This window comes from Polynucleobacter sp. UK-FUSCHL-C3, from assembly GCF_040409815.1.
Classification (GTDB): domain Bacteria; phylum Pseudomonadota; class Gammaproteobacteria; order Burkholderiales; family Burkholderiaceae; genus Polynucleobacter.
Map to the genome: position 1 here is coordinate 1,545,535 of NZ_CP099959.1, position 18,327 is coordinate 1,563,861.

An 18,327-nucleotide genomic window follows, 5' to 3' on the forward strand; every position below is an offset into this window, starting at 1 on the left:
CAATTCTTATAAGGTCTAAATTAAATGCGAACATTATTCTAAATCGAACTGCTAAAAATAGGGCTAAACCCCTAAAAGTCTTATAGATGACTTGCCCTTAAGGGTTCATGAGCCTACCAACAGACCTAGAGTAAATAATCTCACCATGCACAAACTGCTCATGATTTTCCTCAACGCTAGCAAGGTCATATAAATAGTTCACCATCAGGCCTGCAGACTGGCGTAAGCCATTTTTAGATAAATCCCCGGCCCAGTTAATTTGATGTAATTTGGCACCATTGCCTAAATGAAACTTCGCCACTGGATTTCCATCCCGATTCGGCGTTACACAAGCTAAATAAATGGCTGTTAAGCACTCAAATGCCTCTTTCTCTTTCTTGCTGCATGCATCTGGGTGCCATGCTTTTGATAATTTCTCTGGCCACGATGTGCCGCTTAATTTAAGAAGCTCAAGAGCCTCATCACGCGCCTTGCGAATCGCAGGCTTAATCTTATCGGCACTTGGCCCCTCTCCCAAATGCGCCCCAGCAGTAATCCATTCCATCAAACCCGGGATCGGGGATAGAGTGACAAAGGTTTTGAGTCCGGGGAACTCAGCATGCAACTGCTCGGCAACTCGTTTAATCAAAAAATTGCCCATTGAGACACCACGCAAGCCTGATTCGCAGTTGCTAATGGAATAGAAGGCAGCTACCTTATATTGATTCGTTTGTTCCACAGGCGCTGATTTTTTATCAACCAATGGCATGATTGCTACTGGGATTTCAGGTAATAACGCAACCTCCACAAAGATGAGAGGCTCATCAGGCAGCTGCGGATGAAAGAAGGCAAAACACCGACGGTCTGGCTGAAGGCGACGACGTAAATCATCCCAACCATCAATCGCATGCACTGCCTCATGTGCAATGATCTTTTCCAAGACCTCTGCAGGAGATTTCCAATCAACTCGGTGCATTTTTAGAAAGCCCGGATTAAACCAGGATGACAGCAAATGCCGCATGTCGTAGTCTAAGCCAGCCAATTCAGGTTTCTTGTGGAGCAGGCTTAGTAGATCACGACGCATTTCAACAACCGCGGCAGTTCCCCCAGGGGCGCGATTTAAGCGGCGCAAAAGCTCTTGTCTTGGCGACTCCGAAATCTTTTGAAGACGAATGTAGTTACGGGCACTTGGGTCTGCAGAAAAACTTTGTGTCGCTTTTGTCAGGGCTTCCACATTAATATTAAATTGCTCCGCTAAGGCCATAAAAAACTTGGAGCGCTGTTCAGCATTTAATTTACGGTAATTAAAAATTACATCGGCAGCCATACTAACTGCATTAGACTCCCCTCGCTCAGAAACTAAGCGATTAACCGCACCAATCGCACGCGATAAATGACGAGTCTGAGCAATTTTTTCTAGCATCGTTACAGGATAACGAGCTTTCCAAACTTCGTGTTAGGTTTTAGGAAAAATGTCCGATTTTTACGACCGAGAGGTCCGAACGATTAGATAAATACCGAATCCAATCATCGGTAGCGATAGCCACTGCCCCATCGATAGACCCAATCCCAAAAGGCCCAAGAATGCATCGGGCTCCCTGGCAAATTCCACGATAAAACGACACACGCCATAGCCGAGCAAAAATAGACCAGATACCTGACCGCGAGCTCTTGGCTTTCTTGCGTATACCCAAAGCAAAATAGCTAACAGCAACCCCTCACCAGCAAATTGATAGAGTTGTGAGGGGTGACGCGCTACCTGATCGACCGCTGGGAACACCATTGCCCACGGCCAATCACTCGGCCGACCCCACAACTCTCCATTAATAAAGTTACCCAAACGTCCGAACGCTAAACCCAAGGGAACCAAAGGTGCAACAAAATCGGTCACTACAAAATAAGACAGCTTGCGAGATTTAGCAAACCATAACAAAGCAACCAAGACTCCTAGTAAGCCACCATGAAATGACATGCCGCCCTCCCACACCTTGAAGATGTTGAGGGGATTGCTTAAATAAAAATCTGGCATATAAAACAAGACGTAACCAAGACGTCCGCCCAAGATGACGCCTACTACACCCCAAAACAAAATATCCTCGACATCCTTAAAGCTCCACTTCAAACTGAGGAATGGCTCTTGCTGAACTCGCATTCGACCCAATATCAAAAATTGAGCAAACGCTAACAAATACATCAAGCCATACCAATGGATTGCAAGGGGGCCAAGCTGTATAGCAACAGGATCAAATTGCGGGTGCATTAGCATGTCTTAGCTCCCCTTTGCTTGATCAAAGTGATGCAACTCATGACCGATCTCGCGATAAGACTTGTAGCGCTCACGGCCAGCTAAACGCTCATTCTCCTGGGTTGTGACCACCTCAACCCATCTTGGAAAACGAGCTAAGAGAGTATCGAGTTGTGGCGGTGCTTCATTCTTGAGATAAATTAATACATCGCAATGCGGAATCGAACTATCTTTGAGTTGATTAACATCGCTTACAAAAACAATGGGGGTCTCTTGTGCAGCATCATGGTCAAGCCATGCATGTGGCAAGAAGTCAGTCTTGCTAAAACTCCACATTAAGGCATCTAAATCTTGGAGTTCTTTAAGGTTGCCAACAATCACAATGGTGCGATGCTGTCCCGTAGAGTCAGCACTGGCTAATATTTTTCGGCTCAAGCGGCAACAATATAGAAGTTTGTCTGCCACATTGCTGTGAAAATCAATGCGTCCCATTAGTGACCAAGCCTGCTAACTCTATTGATCAAGCAAGAAGTTCAGCAATAAGGGTACGGGTCTACCGGTTGCTCCTTTTGCTGCGCCACTCTTCCATGCTGTTCCAGCAATATCTAAATGCGCCCATCTAAATTTCTCTGCAAAGCGTGACAAAAAGCATGCAGCGGTTACGCTACCGGCAGGACGGCCGCCAATATTGGCCATATCTGCAAAATTAGACTTGAGTTGCTCGTGATAAGCAGCATCTAAAGGCAGGCGCCAGACGGTATCCAAGGATTGATGACCGGCTTTGCTTAAATCCTTGACCAAGGACTCATCATCCGAGAACAGTCCGCTGTGCACGTGCCCCAAGGCAATAATGCAAGCACCTGTTAGGGTAGCCACATCAATCACAGCCTTTGGCTTAAAGCGTTCTACATAAGTTAAGGCATCACACAAAATTAAGCGTCCCTCGGCATCAGTATTTAATACCTCGATGGTCTGACCCGACATGCTCTTCACGATGTCACCTGGACGGGTTGCTCGACCCGATGGCATATTCTCGCAGGTGGGGACCACGCCAATCACATTCTTCTTTAAATTAAGAAGTGATACAGCATGCATGGTGCCAAACACCGATGCAGCCCCGCACATATCGTATTTCATTTCATCCATGGCCTCGCCAGGTTTTAAGGAGATACCACCGGTATCGAAGGTAATTCCTTTACCAACAATCACAATCGGATCTTCATCGGCTCTGCCGCCATCATGACGCATGATGATGAATTGCGGCGGCGTATCCGAACCCTTTGCGACAGCTAAGAAAGACCCCATCCCCAGAGCTTCAATTTGTTTCTCGCCAAGCACTTGAACGCGAAGACTAGACTTCTTGGATAAATTTTGGGCGGTATGCGCTAAGAATGTGGGGGTACAAATATTAGGAGGGAGATTACCCAAATCTTTGGTCAAGTTCATACCCTCGACCAAAGCCGCCCCCTCATGAACAGATGCCTTCACTAAGGCAGCTTGCTTTGTATTTGTAAGCAGCGTGACTAATTTCAGTGGGTCTGATTTTGCTACAGGCTTTGTCTTAAATTGCGCTTGACGAACGCCAAAGTGATATGCCTGATCACCCACAATTTGCGCGAGAAGACGAATGCGCTCCTGAATAGCTGTTGGCGATTGATTCGTTTTGTGTTTACCCGTAAAGCTACCCACGTGCCACAAGACCGACTCTATTGGACTAGCACTAATGTGCTTCATGGCCGAACGTGCAACCTTTGCAAAATCTGCCAAGGATTCTTTATCGCCTAGACCAACTAATAAAACACGCTTTAGCCTCACCTTACTTAATGCCCATGAATTGGTAGAACGCAGCAAAGTGCAGGCTCCGGCCTTACCATCGAGATCCCCTAGGCTGCGAGCTTGCCCAATTGCGCCACCCAATAAATCATCGAGAGCCTGTAACTGGTTCAACTCGCTCTGACGGTAACCAAGGATCAAACAATCGCCAGATAAGCCACAAATTGCAGTAGCGGCCTTTAGGCTCTTAAAATCGATCTCGGAGAGAACTTTCGTGCTAAATTGAATTGTCATGATCTGTCTATATAAAGGTTATTTCTTACATTATCCACCGAGCGAATTGACCCTGCCCAAATACACTATTTAAGACATGATTTTTGAACAAGCCCTCCGCCGCGAACTTAGCATGACCACGGGTGCCGTATTTTTGGTACTCGTTACGATCATGATCACCACCTTGGTAATTCGTATTCTAGGTTTTGCCGCTAACGGGGTAGTGAACCCTGAGGATGCCCTCGTTCTAATTGCCCTTGCAACTCTAGGCTACTTTGCAATTCTGCTAACCGTTTCCCTTTTTATTGCAGTCTTAATTGTTTTGGTTCGTTGGTATAAAGACTCGGAAATGATTGTTTGGTTCACAAGTGGATTAAGCATCACAAATTTAATTGGCCCGATCTTACGTTTTGCGATTCCACTAATTATCATCATTGCTATTCTGGCAGCCGTAGTCTGGCCGTGGGCCAATCGTGAATCCAGCATTATTAGTCAGCGCTTTCAACAACGCGATGACGTATCAATGGTAACCGCGGGTCAGTTTAAAGAATCAGCCAAAGCGGAGAGAATATTTTTTATTGAAAGCCTAGATGTCGACAAGGGTGAGGTTAAGAATATTTTTGTCGCCGATACCCGCAATCAGAAATTGAGTGTGGCAGTAGCAGCCACTGGCTTCATTGAGAATGCTCCAAATGGTGATAAGAGCATTGTTTTACTGAAGGGGAGGCGCTATGAAGGTCAGCCTACGCAAGCTAATTTCAGAATCTTAGAGTTTGAAGAGTACGAAACCAAAATACGTGGCAAAGAAGTTGCCGCTCCGCCACCGAGAGACCGAGAGAAAAATATTCTTGAGCTCATTAACGAAGTTGACCCCAATATCAAGCGTGCTAATCTTGGGGAGCTCTTATGGCGAATTGGCTTGCCATTCATGGCCTTAGGCTTAGTATTAATTGCTATTCCCTTGGCATACGTCAACCCACGTCTTGGTAATTACACCGCCATGTTCTATGCCGTGTTGGTGTATTTGATCTACAGTAATTTATTAAATCTCACTCAAAATTACGTCTCGCAGGGTCGCCTTGAATTTTTTGTTGGGCTTTGGCCAATCCACTTGATTGCCTTTTTACTGGCCTATGTATTAATTCGTAACCGCGTTAACCCATCCCTGAAATGGTGGCAACGCCAACTACCCTGGATATTTCAATCAAAATGAGTTGGCTGTTTCCCAAAATCTATGAGCGGTACTTTGCAAAGCAGATTTATGCCAGCTTTGGTTTTATCCTTTTTGCTCTTGTCGCTCTCTTTCTATTCTTCGATGTTCTAAGTGAGCTTGGCTCTGTCAACGCAAAATACACTCTCCCTCTAGCACTGCTTCATGTTTTATTAAAAGCCCCTAGCAGGATGGTTGAAATTATTCCAATCGCAGGCCTCATTGGCAGTATTTATGTTTTTGCCATGATGGCTAGCCAATCCGAGTTCACCATCTTTCGGGTTGCGGGTTTGGATATCAAACGCAGTCTACTTACCCTCGGAAAAATTTCGCTTCCAATCGTAGTGTTCACCCTACTCATTAGTGAAGTTCTCGGACCCTATGCTGAATCTCTATCTGAGCGAGTCCGGATGAAGGCATTGGGCTCCACCTTTAGTTCTCAGTTTCGATCTGGGGTTTGGGTAAAAGACCAACTGAGAGATAGTGATGGTACCGGCCCAATTCGAGCAGGCGTTCGTTATGTCAATGTGGGCGCTATTGATCAGAATGACCAAATCCGACAAATCCGAATGTATGAATTTAATACAAACTATCGTCTTCTATCGATACGGAGCGCAGCCTCTGGCCGCTTTGATAATCGGGGCATCTGGGAACTCAATGATGTCTCAGAAACTCGTTTCACCGAAAAGCGCAGTAGTGAGCCCTTGGATGCGGTCTACACAGCACAAACCAAAATACTTCCGAAGCTAAGTCTGGAGTCGCAGGTGACTCCTCAAATTCTGAATGTTCTATTAATTAGCCCTGAAAAAATGTCGATTGTCAGCCTGGGGCGTTTTATTCTTCACCTACAAGATAATAAGCAAGATATGCAAAGGCATGCAATTGCCTTTTGGAAAAAAGTTATTTATCCATTTATTATTTTTGTGATGCTGGCATTGGCTCTTCCATTTGCCTTTATGAAGGTCCGCGCAGGTAGCGTGGGTATCAAAGTCTTCGGTGGCATCATGCTGGGGATGAGCTTTCAACTTTTTAATACATTGTTTTCGAGCATTGGTTTATTGGGATCACTACCTGCGCTCCTGACTGCTATCCTTCCACCTCTTATTTACTTAGTCTTAGCAATCATCGCCCTCAAGTGGGTGGCGCGCGCATAACCTGTCCTGATTTATGAACCTTCATCAACTCCGCTTTGTTCGCGAGGTCGTGCGTCAGAACTTTAACCTGACCTCAGCAGCGAAGGCGCTCTTTACCTCTCAACCCGGTGTATCCAAGGCGATCATCGAGTTAGAGGATGAACTAGGGGTTGAGATCTTTCGACGTCATGGTAAACGTATACGTGCTCTTACAGAACCCGGTAAGCGCATCTTGCTTTCGATTGAACGCATCTTAGAAGAAACTGAAACACTTAAGCGAGTCGGTAAAGATTTTGCAAATCAAGATCAAGGTAGCTTTGTGATTGCTACCACCCATACGCAGGCCCGCTACGCTCTACCCAAAGTCTTAAGTGAGTTCACGAAACGCTTTCCAAAGGTCCGCGTGAGCATTCAGCAAGGCAATCCTAGTCAAATAGCCCAAATGTTGCTTGAGGATCGCGCCGATCTAGCAATTGCTACCGAGGGTCTTGCTAATACCTCTGGCGTGCTTGCACTACCGAGTTATCAGTGGCAGCACGCAGTAGTCGTGCCTTCTGGTCACCCACTCCTCAATCATGAATCCATTACCCTAGAGACCTTGGCAAAGTACCCCATCATTACCTATGCCAAGGCATTTTCAGGACGCAGCAAAATTGATGCGGCTTTTGGGCAACGCAACCTCACTCCCGACATCATCTTAGAAGCAATTGATGCCGATGTGATCAAGACTTATGTTGAAAATGGTATGGGGGTAGGTATTGTGGCTGGGGTGGCACTAGATCCCGAACGAGATCGTCTACTGAAATCAATTTCAGTGGGGCATATTTTTGGGACCAATGTCACTCACATCGGTATTAAAAAAGGTGCTTACCTGCGCTCTTTTATCTTCACCTTCATTGAGCTCTTCTCGCCAACCTTGACTCGCAAAATTGTGGAGCAGGCAATGGCAAGCGAATCCAGCGACTATCAAATTTAATTGGCGCCTAGATCGGGCTGGCAGCTTAAATATAAACCATTGAGTTATTTGAGAACTCTTTGGGCAATCTACATAATCACCAACCAACTTACCATGGAGCAAATTAGTGCCCCAGTTACCTTAAAGAGCGTTGTGTATAAATAAATTAGTCCCTGAGAGCATGTGATTTTATTAAAAATCTGTTCTTAACCTCCAATTAAATACTATATTTAATTTTTCTTCCAATAATGCCAAGCCAGAATTTTCTAAAAAATGAAAATTTAGCACTAAGGGTAAGCCGAAAACCTGAAGATTTAGGTACATACCAACTATTTAAACCCGTCCTCATTATTAGCTTATATCCGCCAGCAACCATATGATTATGTTTTTGATGACTCAAAACATGGTCTTCCATAAGAATTAACTGAGGACGCCATTTGGAAATATTGAAACCTTTCAACATTTCCATTTCGTGTCCTTCAATATCTATTGAAATAAATTCAAACCCAGGCTGGACTTCATTTTCCTTCAGGATAGAGTCTAATGTTTTACAAATAACATTTATAGTTTTAGCCTTACTATCTTTATTCCTAGATTCAAACCAATCTAGTTCGAGGGTTGAATGGAGGTGATTATCTATAAGCTCCAAGGTTTTATTCTGATTTTCAGGATTTGAACAAGCATATGGAATAATCTTTCCCGTTCGCTTTTCTTTAAGCAAAAATTGATAGCGGGGATGTGGTTCTACCAGCAGGCCATCCCAACCCATGTTATCAAGATGAAATGTTTGGGACTCATGAGCTGGGTCGTTCGCACCAATATCAACATAGAAACCATTTTTTTTATTACCAAAGAACTCTCTAACTAGACCGAGCTCGTTTATCGGGGAATTCTTAAAGCTATCGATGACTTTCGTCTTAAAATCTATTGGTTGCATAAAATTTAAAAATTATAGTTAAACAATATTTAGTTTTATGCTTCTATGGTCTCGGGTCAACGCTAGGCGTTATGTGTAAGTTATTTGGTGCCTCGGGTCGGACTCGAACCGACACGCCTTGCGGCACCGGATTTTGAGTCCGGCACGTCTACCAATTCCATCACCGAGGCAATTAAATTTTCCTGCAAATGAATGACAAGATCTCTAAAGAGGTTGATTTTAAACCAATCTCACCCCTCTTTACATAAAAACACTTCTGAGCAAGCTCTACAGCCTTCTAGGGAATAAGGATGGTTGTCCCTGTGGTCTTTCGCCCTTCAAGATCGCGATGCGCTTGAACTGCATCGGCTAGAGCATACTTTTGCTTAATCTCAATCTTGATTTGTCCTTTAATAACGCGATCAAACAGATCCACTGACATCGGCTCTAATAAACTTCTATTGAGCGCATAGGTCATAAGTGTTGGCCGGGTTACCTTTAAGGATCCCTTGCTCGACAAAAGACTGAGATCAAGGGGCGGGATAGAACCCGAGGCATTACCAAACGTAACAGCCATACCCCGTGGCGAAACACAATCTAGGGTCTTCATAAAGGTATCTTTACCCACCGCATCATATGCAACGGGCACTCCCTTGCCATTGGTAATCTCTTTAACACGTTTTACAAAATCTTCCTCGCGGTACAGAATGACATGGTCACAACCAAATGATTTGGCAAGCGCTGCCTTATCTTCACTACCCACAGTGCCAATCACGGTAGCACCAATCGCCTTAAGCCATTGCAGGGCAATCAAACCAACTCCTCCGGCAATCGCATGGAATAAAACTGTGTCGCCCTTTTGAACCTTATAGGTATCGTTAAGGAGATACTGAACGGTAAGCCCTTGTAGCATCATGCCGGCACCGGTCTCAAATGAAATCGCCTCAGGAAGTTTGACAACAATGTCAGCGGGCATGATGCGCGCCTGCGCGTAGGCACCGGTTGGTCTTCCAGCGTACGCCACACGATCACCCACCTTTACATGCTGTACGCCATCGCCGACTTTCTCAACGATTCCGGAGGCCTCCATCCCAATCCCGCCAGGCAATGGCTGAGGATAGTAACCAGAACGGAAGTAGATATCGATGTAGTTCAAGCCACAGGCTTTTTGCTGAACCAAGACCTCACCAGGGCCGGGATCACCTAAGGTGACATCCACATACTTCATGACCTCGGGGGGTCCAACCTCATCAATTCGGATTGCTTTAGTGGTGATTGCAGACATGCTATTTGCTCCCAATTGTTATTGTTTTAAATCAAATGCTGTAGACGATTTAACTGGTATTTCCAAGTCAGACCGCTATTTTGCCTAAAATTAGGATTCTAAGTAGAAATTAACTCAATATCAGATAAGGATTGCCACCATGGCGGGTCATTCAAAATGGGCCAATATACAGCACCGTAAAGGTCGTCAGGATGAAAAACGTGGCAAGGTATGGACCAAGCTCATTAAGGAGATTACCGTGGCTGCCCGTCTCAGCGGCGGAGATCTGAATGCAAACCCACGCCTGCGCCTTGCGGTTGATAAGGCCAAGGACGCCAACATGCCTAATGACAATGTGCAAAGGGCAATCTCTCGCGGTACTGGAACCTTAGACGGGGTTAATTATGAAGAGATACGTTATGAAGGTTATGGCATCAATGGAGCAGCGGTGATCGTGGACTGTATGACCGATAACCGAACCCGTACGGTTGCCGAAGTACGGCATGCATTTTCTAAACACGGTGGCAATATGGGAGCCGAAGGATCGGTAGCTTTTTTATTTAAGCACTGTGGCCAACTCCTATTTGCTCCAGGTACCAATGAAGAACTGTTATTAGAGCTGGCACTCGATGCTGGAGCAGACGATGTTATTACGCATGCCGATGGCTCTTTGGAAGTGACAACTGCACCCTTTGAATTTACTAAGATTCGCGAAATACTCGAAAGCGCTGGGCTAAAGCCCGAACTTGCTGAGGTCTCAATGCGTCCCGAGACGGATGTTGATCTTGATGCCAATCAAAGTGAGGCGATGCAAAAACTCTTAGATGCTCTTGAAAACCTCGATGATGTGCAATCGGTTTATACAAATGCTAATACTTAATATTTAAATAGAAGATCAACTTATGAAAATCTTGTTAATCGGTTCTGGCGGTCGAGAGCACGCACTTGCCTGGAAAATGGCTCGCTCCCCCCGTGTTCAAAAAGTATTTGTCGCACCTGGCAATGGCGGTACTGCAAACCAAAAACAGGAAGGGATTGAGAACCTCCCCATCACCGATATACAGGATCTGGCAGATTTTGCAAAACGTGAACAAATTGCGTTGACTGTTGTGGGCCCGGAGGCTCCCCTTGCCGCTGGAATTGTGGATGTATTTCGTAATTACGGCCTCCGTATTTTTGGACCCACGCAATTAGCGGCCCAATTGGAGTCCTCCAAAGATTTCTCAAAAGCTTTCATGAAACGGCATGGTATTCCAACGGCAGACTATCAAACCTTTTCCAATGCAAACGAAGCTCACGCCTACATTGAGCAAAAAGGCGCTCCCATTGTGATTAAGGCGGATGGCTTGGCTGCCGGTAAAGGGGTCGTGGTAGCCATGAGCTTGCCAGAGGCGCATACAGCTGTCGACATGATGCTCTCAGATAATAAATTAGGTAATGCTGGTGCGCGCGTTGTAATTGAAGAGTTCTTACTTGGTGAGGAAGCCAGCTTTATTGTTCTTGTCGATGGTAAAAATGTGGTGCCACTTGCCACTAGTCAAGATCACAAACGTTTGCGTGATAGTGACGAAGGTCCTAATACGGGTGGCATGGGGGCATACTCGCCCGCGCCCGTGGTGACCCCTGAGATACATGCACGCGCTATGCGCGAGGTAATCTTGTCGACTGTGCTTGGCATGAAAGCCGATGGCATTCCCTATACCGGATTTTTATATGCTGGTCTGATGATTAACCCAGATGGCCAGATTAAGACCTTGGAGTTCAACTGTCGCATGGGAGATCCAGAAACCCAACCTATCATGGCGCGCCTCGAGAGTGACTTGGTAGATACTCTTGATAAAGCGATTGACGGAAAGCTCGATGAGGTTGAACTGAAATGGGATCGTCGGATAGCACTAGGGGTTGTGATGGCGGCCCACCAGTATCCAGATACGCCGAGAACCGGTGATGTCATTCAGGGTATTCCCAATCCCACAGATGACCAAATTGTTTTTCATGCGGGTACCAAATTACAGGATGGTAATCTAATCACCTCCGGAGGTCGAGTACTTTGCGTCGTAGGCCTGGCCGATACCGTTAAGGCAGCCCAACAAAAAGCGTATTCTGCGATCAAACAAATTCATTTTGACGGCATGCAATACCGTAACGATATTGGCTTTCGAGCCATTAAGTAAGGATTAGATATGGCAACGAGTGTTGATACGCAAGCAGTAAAAGACTATTTACTAGGTCTACAAGATCGCATTACGACAGCAATTACTGCGTTGGATGGAAAATCATTTGTAAAAGATTCTTGGGAAAAGCCAAAGGACAGTAAATTACAAGGGTTCGGTCACTCCTGTATTTTAGAGAATGGTAATGTTCTTGAAAAAGGCGGTGTTGGGTTCTCTCACGTCAGCGGTAATCAATTACCTCCTACTGCCACCCAAAATCGTCCTGAGATTGCAGGTCGAACCTTTGAGGCAATGGGCGTCTCTTTAGTGTTTCATCCGCGCAACCCAAAGGCACCAACCACCCATATGAATGTTCGTTGCTTTATTGCCCAAGCTCCGAATCAAGAACCAGTTTGGTGGTTTGGTGGCGGTTTTGATCTGACTCCCTACTATGGCGTGGACGAAGACTGTAAACATTTTCATCAAACAGCCAAAGATGCTCTCGACCCATTTGGCGCTGGTCTGTACCCTCGTTTTAAGAAATGGTGCGATGAGTACTTCTATCTCAAACACCGCGATGAACCCCGCGGTATTGGCGGAATATTCTTTGATGACTTTAACGAACTAGGGTTCGAGAAAAGTTTTGCGATGATGCGATCGGTTGGCGACTCTTTGATCAAGGCCTACTTACCGATTCTAGAGCGTCGCTATCAAGAGCCCTATACCCAAGCGGAGCGTGATTTTCAGGAATATCGTCGCGGTCGTTATGTGGAATACAACCTAATCTTTGACCGTGGCACCATTTTTGGTTTGCAGTCAGGAGGTCGTTCTGAATCGATTTTGATGTCAATGCCACCCGTAGTCACCTGGAAATATAACTGGCAACCTCAAGCCGGGACACCTGAGGCACGCTTGTATGAGCGCTACCTCAAGCCCCGCGATTGGCTCTCCGAGCCTTAAGATGAGAACCTCTTGAACAAAGTCATTGGCATACTAGGTGGAACCTTTGATCCACCACATTGGGGTCATATCCGCCTAGCAGAGCATTTTTCTGGAACCCTTCAATTAGATGAGCTCTTCTGGCTTCCCAGTGGCGAGCCTTGGCAAAAGGGGGCTCATATTACCCCTCCAAAAGACCGGCTTGACATGACAATTGCAGCAGCGGATGTGCTTAAGGAAGAGTTGCAAGCAAAGAATATCGACACTAAGGTGATGGTAGATTCGATGGAAATTGATCGCGGTGGCCCGAGCTATACGATTGATAGCGCCAAAGAGCTACGCCAAAAATTTGGTCCTGATGTCTCCCTAATTTGGTTAATGGGTGCAGATAGTTTCCTGCAACTCTATACCTGGAACGATTGGCGAGACCTTAGTCGATACATTCATTTGGCGGTTGCTAGCCGGCCACCCTACTCGATTCAGAAACAACTAATAGATCATCCACCTCTTCAAGCTTACTATTTAGATCATCAAACTAAGTTAGCCCATGATCTTTGTTCTAAAGCCTCTGGGTTAATTTATCTAGATGAGCAACTGTCGATTGATCTTGCCTCAAGCAGCCTGCGTCCTTTACTTTCATCTAACAATACCGCTAATCGCATTCAAGAATGGCTCCCTAAATCTATACATGCTCTCATCCTCAAAAAGGGTCTTTACCAGTCAACAAGGTAAGATGGCGGTAAATATGGATATTCGTAAATTACAACGCACCATCATTGATGCTCTTGAGGACGTCAAAGCACAAGACATCCGTGTGTATGACACCAGCAAACTCAGCGAGCTATTTGATCGGGTTGTGATCGCAACTGGAAGTAGCAATCGCCAAACACGCTCGCTCGCTTTCTCAGTCAAGGAAAGTGTTAAAGACAAGGGGGGTGAGGTTATCTCTATCGAAGGTCTAGAAACCGGTGAATGGGTCCTCGTTGATTGCGGCGATATCGTAGTGCATATTTTGCAACCGATGCTACGCTCCTACTATCAACTCGAAGGTATCTGGGGCGATAAACCCGTGCGCGTGAAGTTAAGTGGTCCCAAAAAACTCGTCAAAGCAAGCGAAGAGTCAGAAGACGACTAGCACATGCGTTTACTGATTATTGCAGTAGGTCATAAAATGCCTGATTGGGTCAGCGTGGCCTACCAAGAATACAGCAAACGGATGCCGCCAGATTGTGCGGTGGATCTAAAGGAATTGAAGCCAGATATCAGCCCTAGTAAAGAGGCGGTCAAAATCCTTGCAGCGATCCCCAAAAATACTCTAGTAATTGCTCTAGATGAACATGGAAAAGATCTAAGCACCCAAGACCTTGCTGGGCAATTAAAACAATGGCGGGAGGTTGGCAAAGACATTGTCTTTTTAATTGGCGGAGCTAATGGGCTAGATGCTAGCTTTAAAACCAAAGAGATGCCTATCTGGCGACTCTCTAGTCTTACCCTTCCCCATGCTTTTGCACGGCTGGTTCTAATCGAACAACTCTATCGCGCTTGGACAATCTTACAAGGTCACCCCTACCATCGAGAATAAGAGATTAATTCGATGAAATACGACTTCATTTATCTGGCCTCGCAAAGCCCCCGTCGCCAAGAGTTACTGGCACAAATTGGGGTTCACTTTAAATTACTTCTACCCAGCCGTAATGAGAATCCAGAATCTCTAGAAATACCCCTAGCCCATGAGAAAGCTATTGACTATGTTCAACGAGTCACAATCGCAAAAAGTGAAGCGGCTTTAGATCGCTGGCAAGCACTACAACAAAATAATCCGCAATTTACTTGGGCGCCAATTTTGTGTGCAGACACCACAGTGAGCCTGCCCGGATCTCTCGATACTGAAATTTTAGGTAAGCCAACAGATGCCGCTCACGCCACCCAAATGCTTCATCAACTGAGTGGTAAAAGCCATGATGTGTATAGCGCTATAGCCATTACTATCGATATCCACTCTCCTGCTATCTGCCTAGTTCAAAAATCTCAGGTTGAGTTCGCAGTGCTTGATACTGCAACGATCGAGTCTTACGTACATAGCGGTGAAGCCTTTGGCAAAGCAGGATCCTATGGTATCCAAGGAATTGCCGCCTCCTTTATTAAAACAATCCAGGGCAGTTATAGCGGTATCATGGGGCTTCCCCTTTATGAGACCGCAAAACTTTTAAGACAAGCCCATGTGCATTTTGGTTTGAACTCATATGAGCCAAGAGATCCTAATTAATATCACCCCCCAAGAAACTCGGGTTGCGATCATCGAACAAAATGCGGTCCAAGAACTGCATATTGAGCGCACTCGGCAACGGGGGATCGTTAGTAATATTTACCTAGCTAAAGTAGTGCGAGTATTGCCTGGTATGCAATCTGCCTTCATTGATATTGGATTAGATCGTGCAGCATTTATTCATTTCAATGACTTGGGAGATCATCATGCAGGAGGGCAAATCGAGCGAATCCTATTCGAGGGGCAGACCCTGCTAGTGCAGGTTCTAAAAGATCCCTTGGGTACCAAAGGTGCTCGGCTTACTCGCCAAATTAGCATTGCGGGGCGCAATTTGGTCTATTTACCGCACGATCATCGTGCAGTTGGGACTGAAATCCATATCGGCATCTCCCAAAAAATTGAAATGCCTGAAGAGCGCGAGGCCTTAAAAAATAGGTTAAAGAATCTAATCCCTGCTGATGAAAGCGGCGATATTATTGTGCGAACGAGCGCTGGGCTTGCTAGCGATGAAACTCTGATTGCTGACCTCAAGTACCTACGCACCACATGGCAAGGAATTTTACAGGCATCGAAAGAAAAAGCTGCTCCTACTCTATTGCATCAAGATTTAAGTCTTGCCAAAAGGGTTCTCCGCGATATGGCTGGTCCTGAAACTACTCAAATCCGCGTAGACTCTGCCGAGAACTTTGAGCGCTTAGGCCAATTTGCCCAAACATTTACCCCACAACTAAACAATAAATTAGTTTTATATCGGGGTGAGCGAGCCCTCTTTGATCTATTTGATATTGAATCTGAGATCAGTAAGGCGCTTGGAAGGCGCGTAGACCTTAAATCCGGCGGCTATCTTATGATTGACCAAACAGAGTCCATGACCACGATTGACGTTAACACTGGTAGCTTTGTGGGTGCTCGTAATTTGGACGATACGGTTTTCAAGACTAACTTAGAAGCAGCTCAAGCGATTGCACGCCAACTACGCTTACGCAATCTTGGGGGCATCATCATTATTGATTTCATTGACATGAGCCAGACCGATCATCAGGAGGCTGTTCTCAATGAGCTTAAGAAAAACCTTGCTAGAGATCATGTGCGCACAAATGTGAATGACTTCTCATCACTGGGTCTCATCGAGATGACCCGTAAACGCACCCGTGAATCTTTATCCCATATTTTGTGTGAACCTTGTGCCTCGTGTACTGGTAAGGGTGAGATAAAGACACCCCAAACAGTCTGTTACGAAATCTTACGAGAGATTGTGAGGGAGCATCGACAATTCAATCCGAAAGAATTTCGGATTGTGGCATCACCCGATGTAATTGATCTATTTTTAGAAGAAGAGAACCAATTTCTAGCGATGCTGGGGGATTTTGTTCAGAAGCCAATTAGGCTTCAAGCAGAGGCTGGCTTCAAACAAGAACAATACGATATTGTTCTTAACTAGTGAGCAGTCTTAAGAATTTGCTTCACTAAACTGCAAGCGATGTAAACCAGCATATAGGCCATTTTTGGCCATCAATTCTTGGTGAGGGCCATATTCCACAATCTCACCATGATCCAAGACCGCAATCCGATCGGCATGCTCAATGGTTGATAAACGGTGTGCAATCACCAAGGTTGTACGCCCTGCCATTAAACGATCAAGTGCTTCTTGTACCTGCCGCTCCGACTCAGAATCCAGTGCAGAGGTTGCCTCATCGAGTATGAGGATGGGCGCGTCCTTATAAATGGCCCTTGCAATCGCTAAGCGTTGGCGCTGCCCCCCCGATAAGCGATTACCGTTATCCCCAACCAAGGTATCGATGCCATTGGGCAGTTCCGTTAATAGTCCTGTTAAATTAGCCGCCTCTAAAGATTCGATGACACGACCGCGATCAATCCCCTCAACACTTGAGCCATATGCCACATTGGCTGCAATGGTGTCATTAAACAAAATGACGTCCTGACTTACAAAGGCGATTTGCTTACGTAAATCAGCCAACAGAATTTCCTCAATCGGAACTTGATCAAGTAGGATGCGGCCCGCCTTAGGTTTAAAAAAACGTGGCAATAAATTCACTAGGGTTGATTTACCCCCTCCAGAGGGTCCTACGAAGGCAATCACCTCGCCTGACTTGATATCAAGATTGACATTTCGAAGAGCATCTTTACGACCCTCTTCTTGGTCATAGGAAAAGGATAGGTTCTCAAACCGGATTTCTCCTTTGGCCTTATCTAATCGTTTGAGCTTTGACTGACTCATGTCTTCTTCAATTGGCTGATCAATCAATTGAAAAATCATCTCTGCTGCAGTTAAGCCACGTTGCAAAGGTTGATTAATATCAGCAAGATGTTTTAGTGGTGAAATGATTAAGAGCATCGCGGTAATAAAAGCTGCGAAACCTCCTACAGTAAAACCCTGCGTGGCTGATTGCATAATCGCAATCACCAAAACCAAAGATAGGGCCATTGACGCAATTAACTGGGTAATGGGCTGATTGAGCCCTCCAGCCACGGCAGCTTTTAGGGTGAACTGACGTAGACGATCTGCCTTATCCATAAAACGTTGCATCTCGTAATCTTCTCCGCCATGCACCTTAACAATCTTATGGCCAGATGCTGCCTCCTCGACTATATAGGCAAGCTCACTGGTCATGCTTTGTTGCTGACGATTTAAGCCGCGTAAGCGCTTATTGATCTTGCTCATCACAAAGGCAATGATCGGAAAAATAATTAATACCACTAAAGTAAGACGCCAATTGAGATAAAACAAATAACCCATCAAACCAATGACGGTCAATAAATCTCTTACAAGACTAATGAGCATGCCACCCATAATGGAGAGGACGTTGTTTACCTCAAACACAACCGCATTAATCAAGTTAGACGCTGAAGTCTTCTGGTAGTACTCGGTCTTTGCTCGTAATAGCCGAGTGAACATCTGCTCCCGTAATTTAAGCAAGATATTACTAATAACCTTGGTCAGTAGATAGTTAGACAGAAACTGTGCTCCACTCCGAATAAAAGCCAAGCCAACTAAAAATACCGGGACCAGCCAGAGCTTATCGTTCATCTCTCCAGTAAAGCCACGATCCAAAAGAGGCTTCATTAGGGCCGGAATAGAGGTCTCTGAGGCAGCGACTATCGCCATAGCGAGTAAGGACCCAATGATGAGGCGGATATGGGGGCGTAGATACCCAATTAATCTGTTTAGGGCTTGACGGTCTGAAGCATTCATATAATGA

At 45.5% G+C, this 18,327-nt stretch carries 17 protein-coding genes, 1 tRNA gene and 1 pseudogene; 11 read left to right on the plus strand and 8 right to left on the minus strand.

Going from position 1 to position 18,327, the window contains the following annotated elements; translation table 11 throughout:
• Positions 1-97 precede the first annotated feature (97 nt).
• From NKE59_RS07850 to NKE59_RS07865, 4 genes are read right to left on the minus strand one after another with little or no spacing between them, the layout of a single operon-like run.
• A complete protein-coding gene (locus NKE59_RS07850; RefSeq protein ID WP_353438423.1) occupies positions 98-1,402 on the minus strand; it encodes a malonyl-CoA decarboxylase in 1,305 nt (434 codons plus the stop codon).
• A 60-nt stretch (positions 1,403-1,462) separates the two neighbouring features.
• Positions 1,463-2,245, minus strand: a complete 783-nt coding sequence (lgt, locus tag NKE59_RS07855; protein ID WP_353438424.1) for a prolipoprotein diacylglyceryl transferase — start codon at positions 2,243-2,245, stop codon at positions 1,463-1,465.
• A 3-nt stretch (positions 2,246-2,248) separates the two neighbouring features.
• Complete coding sequence (locus tag NKE59_RS07860; RefSeq protein WP_353438425.1) at positions 2,249-2,716, minus strand: DNA polymerase III subunit chi; 468 nt, start codon at positions 2,714-2,716, stop codon at positions 2,249-2,251.
• Positions 2,717-2,737: 21 nt separating this feature from the next.
• On the minus strand, positions 2,738-4,291 hold the full coding sequence (locus tag NKE59_RS07865) for a leucyl aminopeptidase (protein ID WP_353438426.1): 1,554 nt from the start codon (positions 4,289-4,291) through the stop codon (positions 2,738-2,740).
• 76 nt (positions 4,292-4,367) lie between these two features.
• On the opposite strand from NKE59_RS07865, the gene lptF reads away from it, so the two are divergent.
• Genes lptF through NKE59_RS07880 form a run of 3 tightly spaced genes read left to right on the plus strand, consistent with a single transcriptional unit; the run spans position 4,368 to position 7,589 of the window.
• Positions 4,368-5,483: an LPS export ABC transporter permease LptF gene (gene lptF, locus NKE59_RS07870; protein WP_353438427.1), complete on the plus strand. Its 1,116-nt coding sequence runs from the start codon at positions 4,368-4,370 to the stop codon at positions 5,481-5,483.
• Positions 5,480-6,634 carry an LPS export ABC transporter permease LptG gene (gene lptG, locus NKE59_RS07875; protein ID WP_353438428.1) on the plus strand — a complete coding sequence of 385 codons (1,155 nt, stop codon included), beginning with the start codon at positions 5,480-5,482 and terminating at the stop codon, positions 6,632-6,634. The genes lptF and lptG overlap by 4 nt, the downstream gene beginning before the upstream one ends.
• A gap of 13 nt (positions 6,635-6,647) precedes the next feature.
• The gene (locus NKE59_RS07880; RefSeq protein WP_353438429.1) at positions 6,648-7,589 is read left to right on the plus strand and encodes a CysB family HTH-type transcriptional regulator; all 942 of its coding nucleotides are present in this window, start codon (positions 6,648-6,650) and stop codon (positions 7,587-7,589) included.
• Between the two features lie 196 nt (positions 7,590-7,785).
• On the opposite strand, the gene NKE59_RS07885 is transcribed toward NKE59_RS07880, so the two are convergent.
• From NKE59_RS07885 to NKE59_RS07895, 3 genes are all read right to left on the minus strand, one after another.
• On the minus strand, positions 7,786-8,505 hold the full coding sequence (locus NKE59_RS07885) for an FkbM family methyltransferase (protein WP_353438430.1): 720 nt from the start codon (positions 8,503-8,505) through the stop codon (positions 7,786-7,788).
• Between the two features lie 85 nt (positions 8,506-8,590).
• Positions 8,591-8,675: transfer RNA gene (locus tag NKE59_RS07890), tRNA-Leu, on the minus strand.
• 107 nt (positions 8,676-8,782) lie between these two features.
• Complete coding sequence (locus tag NKE59_RS07895; RefSeq protein WP_353438431.1) at positions 8,783-9,769, minus strand: quinone oxidoreductase; 987 nt, start codon at positions 9,767-9,769, stop codon at positions 8,783-8,785.
• 139 nt (positions 9,770-9,908) lie between these two features.
• Here NKE59_RS07895 and NKE59_RS07900 point away from each other — a divergent pair, with 139 nt between their 5' ends.
• The 8 genes and pseudogenes from NKE59_RS07900 (at position 9,909) to rng (ending at position 16,547) form a co-directional block, all read left to right on the plus strand.
• Positions 9,909-10,628 (plus strand): YebC/PmpR family DNA-binding transcriptional regulator, encoded by a 720-nt coding sequence (locus NKE59_RS07900; RefSeq protein ID WP_353438432.1) that lies wholly within the window; start codon positions 9,909-9,911, stop codon positions 10,626-10,628.
• Positions 10,629-10,650: 22 nt separating this feature from the next.
• Positions 10,651-11,922: a phosphoribosylamine--glycine ligase gene (purD, locus tag NKE59_RS07905; RefSeq protein ID WP_353438433.1), complete on the plus strand. Its 1,272-nt coding sequence runs from the start codon at positions 10,651-10,653 to the stop codon at positions 11,920-11,922.
• Between the two features lie 9 nt (positions 11,923-11,931).
• A complete protein-coding gene (gene hemF / locus NKE59_RS07910; protein WP_353438434.1) occupies positions 11,932-12,861 on the plus strand; it encodes an oxygen-dependent coproporphyrinogen oxidase in 930 nt (309 codons plus the stop codon).
• Positions 12,862-12,873: 12 nt separating this feature from the next.
• Positions 12,874-13,572, plus strand: coding sequence for a nicotinate (nicotinamide) nucleotide adenylyltransferase (nadD, locus tag NKE59_RS07915; protein WP_353438435.1), 699 nt, complete (start codon positions 12,874-12,876; stop codon positions 13,570-13,572).
• A 13-nt stretch (positions 13,573-13,585) separates the two neighbouring features.
• Positions 13,586-13,972, plus strand: a pseudogene (gene rsfS / locus NKE59_RS07920) (ribosome silencing factor); the annotation flags it as partial.
• A 6-nt stretch (positions 13,973-13,978) separates the two neighbouring features.
• Positions 13,979-14,422: a 23S rRNA (pseudouridine(1915)-N(3))-methyltransferase RlmH gene (gene rlmH, locus NKE59_RS07925; RefSeq protein WP_353438436.1), complete on the plus strand. Its 444-nt coding sequence runs from the start codon at positions 13,979-13,981 to the stop codon at positions 14,420-14,422.
• 12 nt (positions 14,423-14,434) lie between these two features.
• On the plus strand, positions 14,435-15,106 hold the full coding sequence (locus NKE59_RS07930; RefSeq protein WP_353438437.1) for a Maf family protein: 672 nt from the start codon (positions 14,435-14,437) through the stop codon (positions 15,104-15,106).
• Positions 15,084-16,547, plus strand: coding sequence for a ribonuclease G (gene rng / locus NKE59_RS07935; RefSeq protein ID WP_353438438.1), 1,464 nt, complete (start codon positions 15,084-15,086; stop codon positions 16,545-16,547). The genes NKE59_RS07930 and rng overlap by 23 nt, the downstream gene beginning before the upstream one ends.
• A gap of 9 nt (positions 16,548-16,556) precedes the next feature.
• On the opposite strand, the gene msbA is transcribed toward rng, so the two are convergent.
• Positions 16,557-18,320 carry a lipid A export permease/ATP-binding protein MsbA gene (msbA, locus tag NKE59_RS07940; RefSeq protein ID WP_353438439.1) on the minus strand — a complete coding sequence of 588 codons (1,764 nt, stop codon included), beginning with the start codon at positions 18,318-18,320 and terminating at the stop codon, positions 16,557-16,559.
• Positions 18,321-18,327 lie beyond the last annotated feature (7 nt).

Bases quoted from the DNA above. Each gene is read 5' to 3' on its own strand.
- hemF (WP_353438434.1), top strand. From the start codon at position 11,932: ATGGCAACGAGTGTTGATACGCAAGCAGTAAAAGACTATTTACTAGGT.
- NKE59_RS07900 (WP_353438432.1), top strand. From the start codon at position 9,909: ATGGCGGGTCATTCAAAATGGGCCAATATACAGCACCGTAAAGGTCGT.
- NKE59_RS07885 (WP_353438430.1), bottom strand. From the start codon at position 8,505: ATGCAACCAATAGATTTTAAGACGAAAGTCATCGATAGCTTTAAGAAT.
- msbA (WP_353438439.1), bottom strand. From the start codon at position 18,320: ATGAATGCTTCAGACCGTCAAGCCCTAAACAGATTAATTGGGTATCTA.
- NKE59_RS07880 (WP_353438429.1), top strand. From the start codon at position 6,648: ATGAACCTTCATCAACTCCGCTTTGTTCGCGAGGTCGTGCGTCAGAAC.
- NKE59_RS07860 (WP_353438425.1), bottom strand. From the start codon at position 2,716: ATGGGACGCATTGATTTTCACAGCAATGTGGCAGACAAACTTCTATAT.
- rng (WP_353438438.1), top strand. From the start codon at position 15,084: ATGAGCCAAGAGATCCTAATTAATATCACCCCCCAAGAAACTCGGGTT.
- NKE59_RS07850 (WP_353438423.1), bottom strand. From the start codon at position 1,402: ATGCTAGAAAAAATTGCTCAGACTCGTCATTTATCGCGTGCGATTGGT.
- purD (WP_353438433.1), top strand. From the start codon at position 10,651: ATGAAAATCTTGTTAATCGGTTCTGGCGGTCGAGAGCACGCACTTGCC.
- NKE59_RS07895 (WP_353438431.1), bottom strand. From the start codon at position 9,769: ATGTCTGCAATCACCACTAAAGCAATCCGAATTGATGAGGTTGGACCC.
- lgt (WP_353438424.1), bottom strand. From the start codon at position 2,245: ATGCTAATGCACCCGCAATTTGATCCTGTTGCTATACAGCTTGGCCCC.
- NKE59_RS07930 (WP_353438437.1), top strand. From the start codon at position 14,435: ATGAAATACGACTTCATTTATCTGGCCTCGCAAAGCCCCCGTCGCCAA.
- lptF (WP_353438427.1), top strand. From the start codon at position 4,368: ATGATTTTTGAACAAGCCCTCCGCCGCGAACTTAGCATGACCACGGGT.
- NKE59_RS07865 (WP_353438426.1), bottom strand. From the start codon at position 4,291: ATGACAATTCAATTTAGCACGAAAGTTCTCTCCGAGATCGATTTTAAG.
- rlmH (WP_353438436.1), top strand. From the start codon at position 13,979: ATGCGTTTACTGATTATTGCAGTAGGTCATAAAATGCCTGATTGGGTC.
- lptG (WP_353438428.1), top strand. From the start codon at position 5,480: ATGAGTTGGCTGTTTCCCAAAATCTATGAGCGGTACTTTGCAAAGCAG.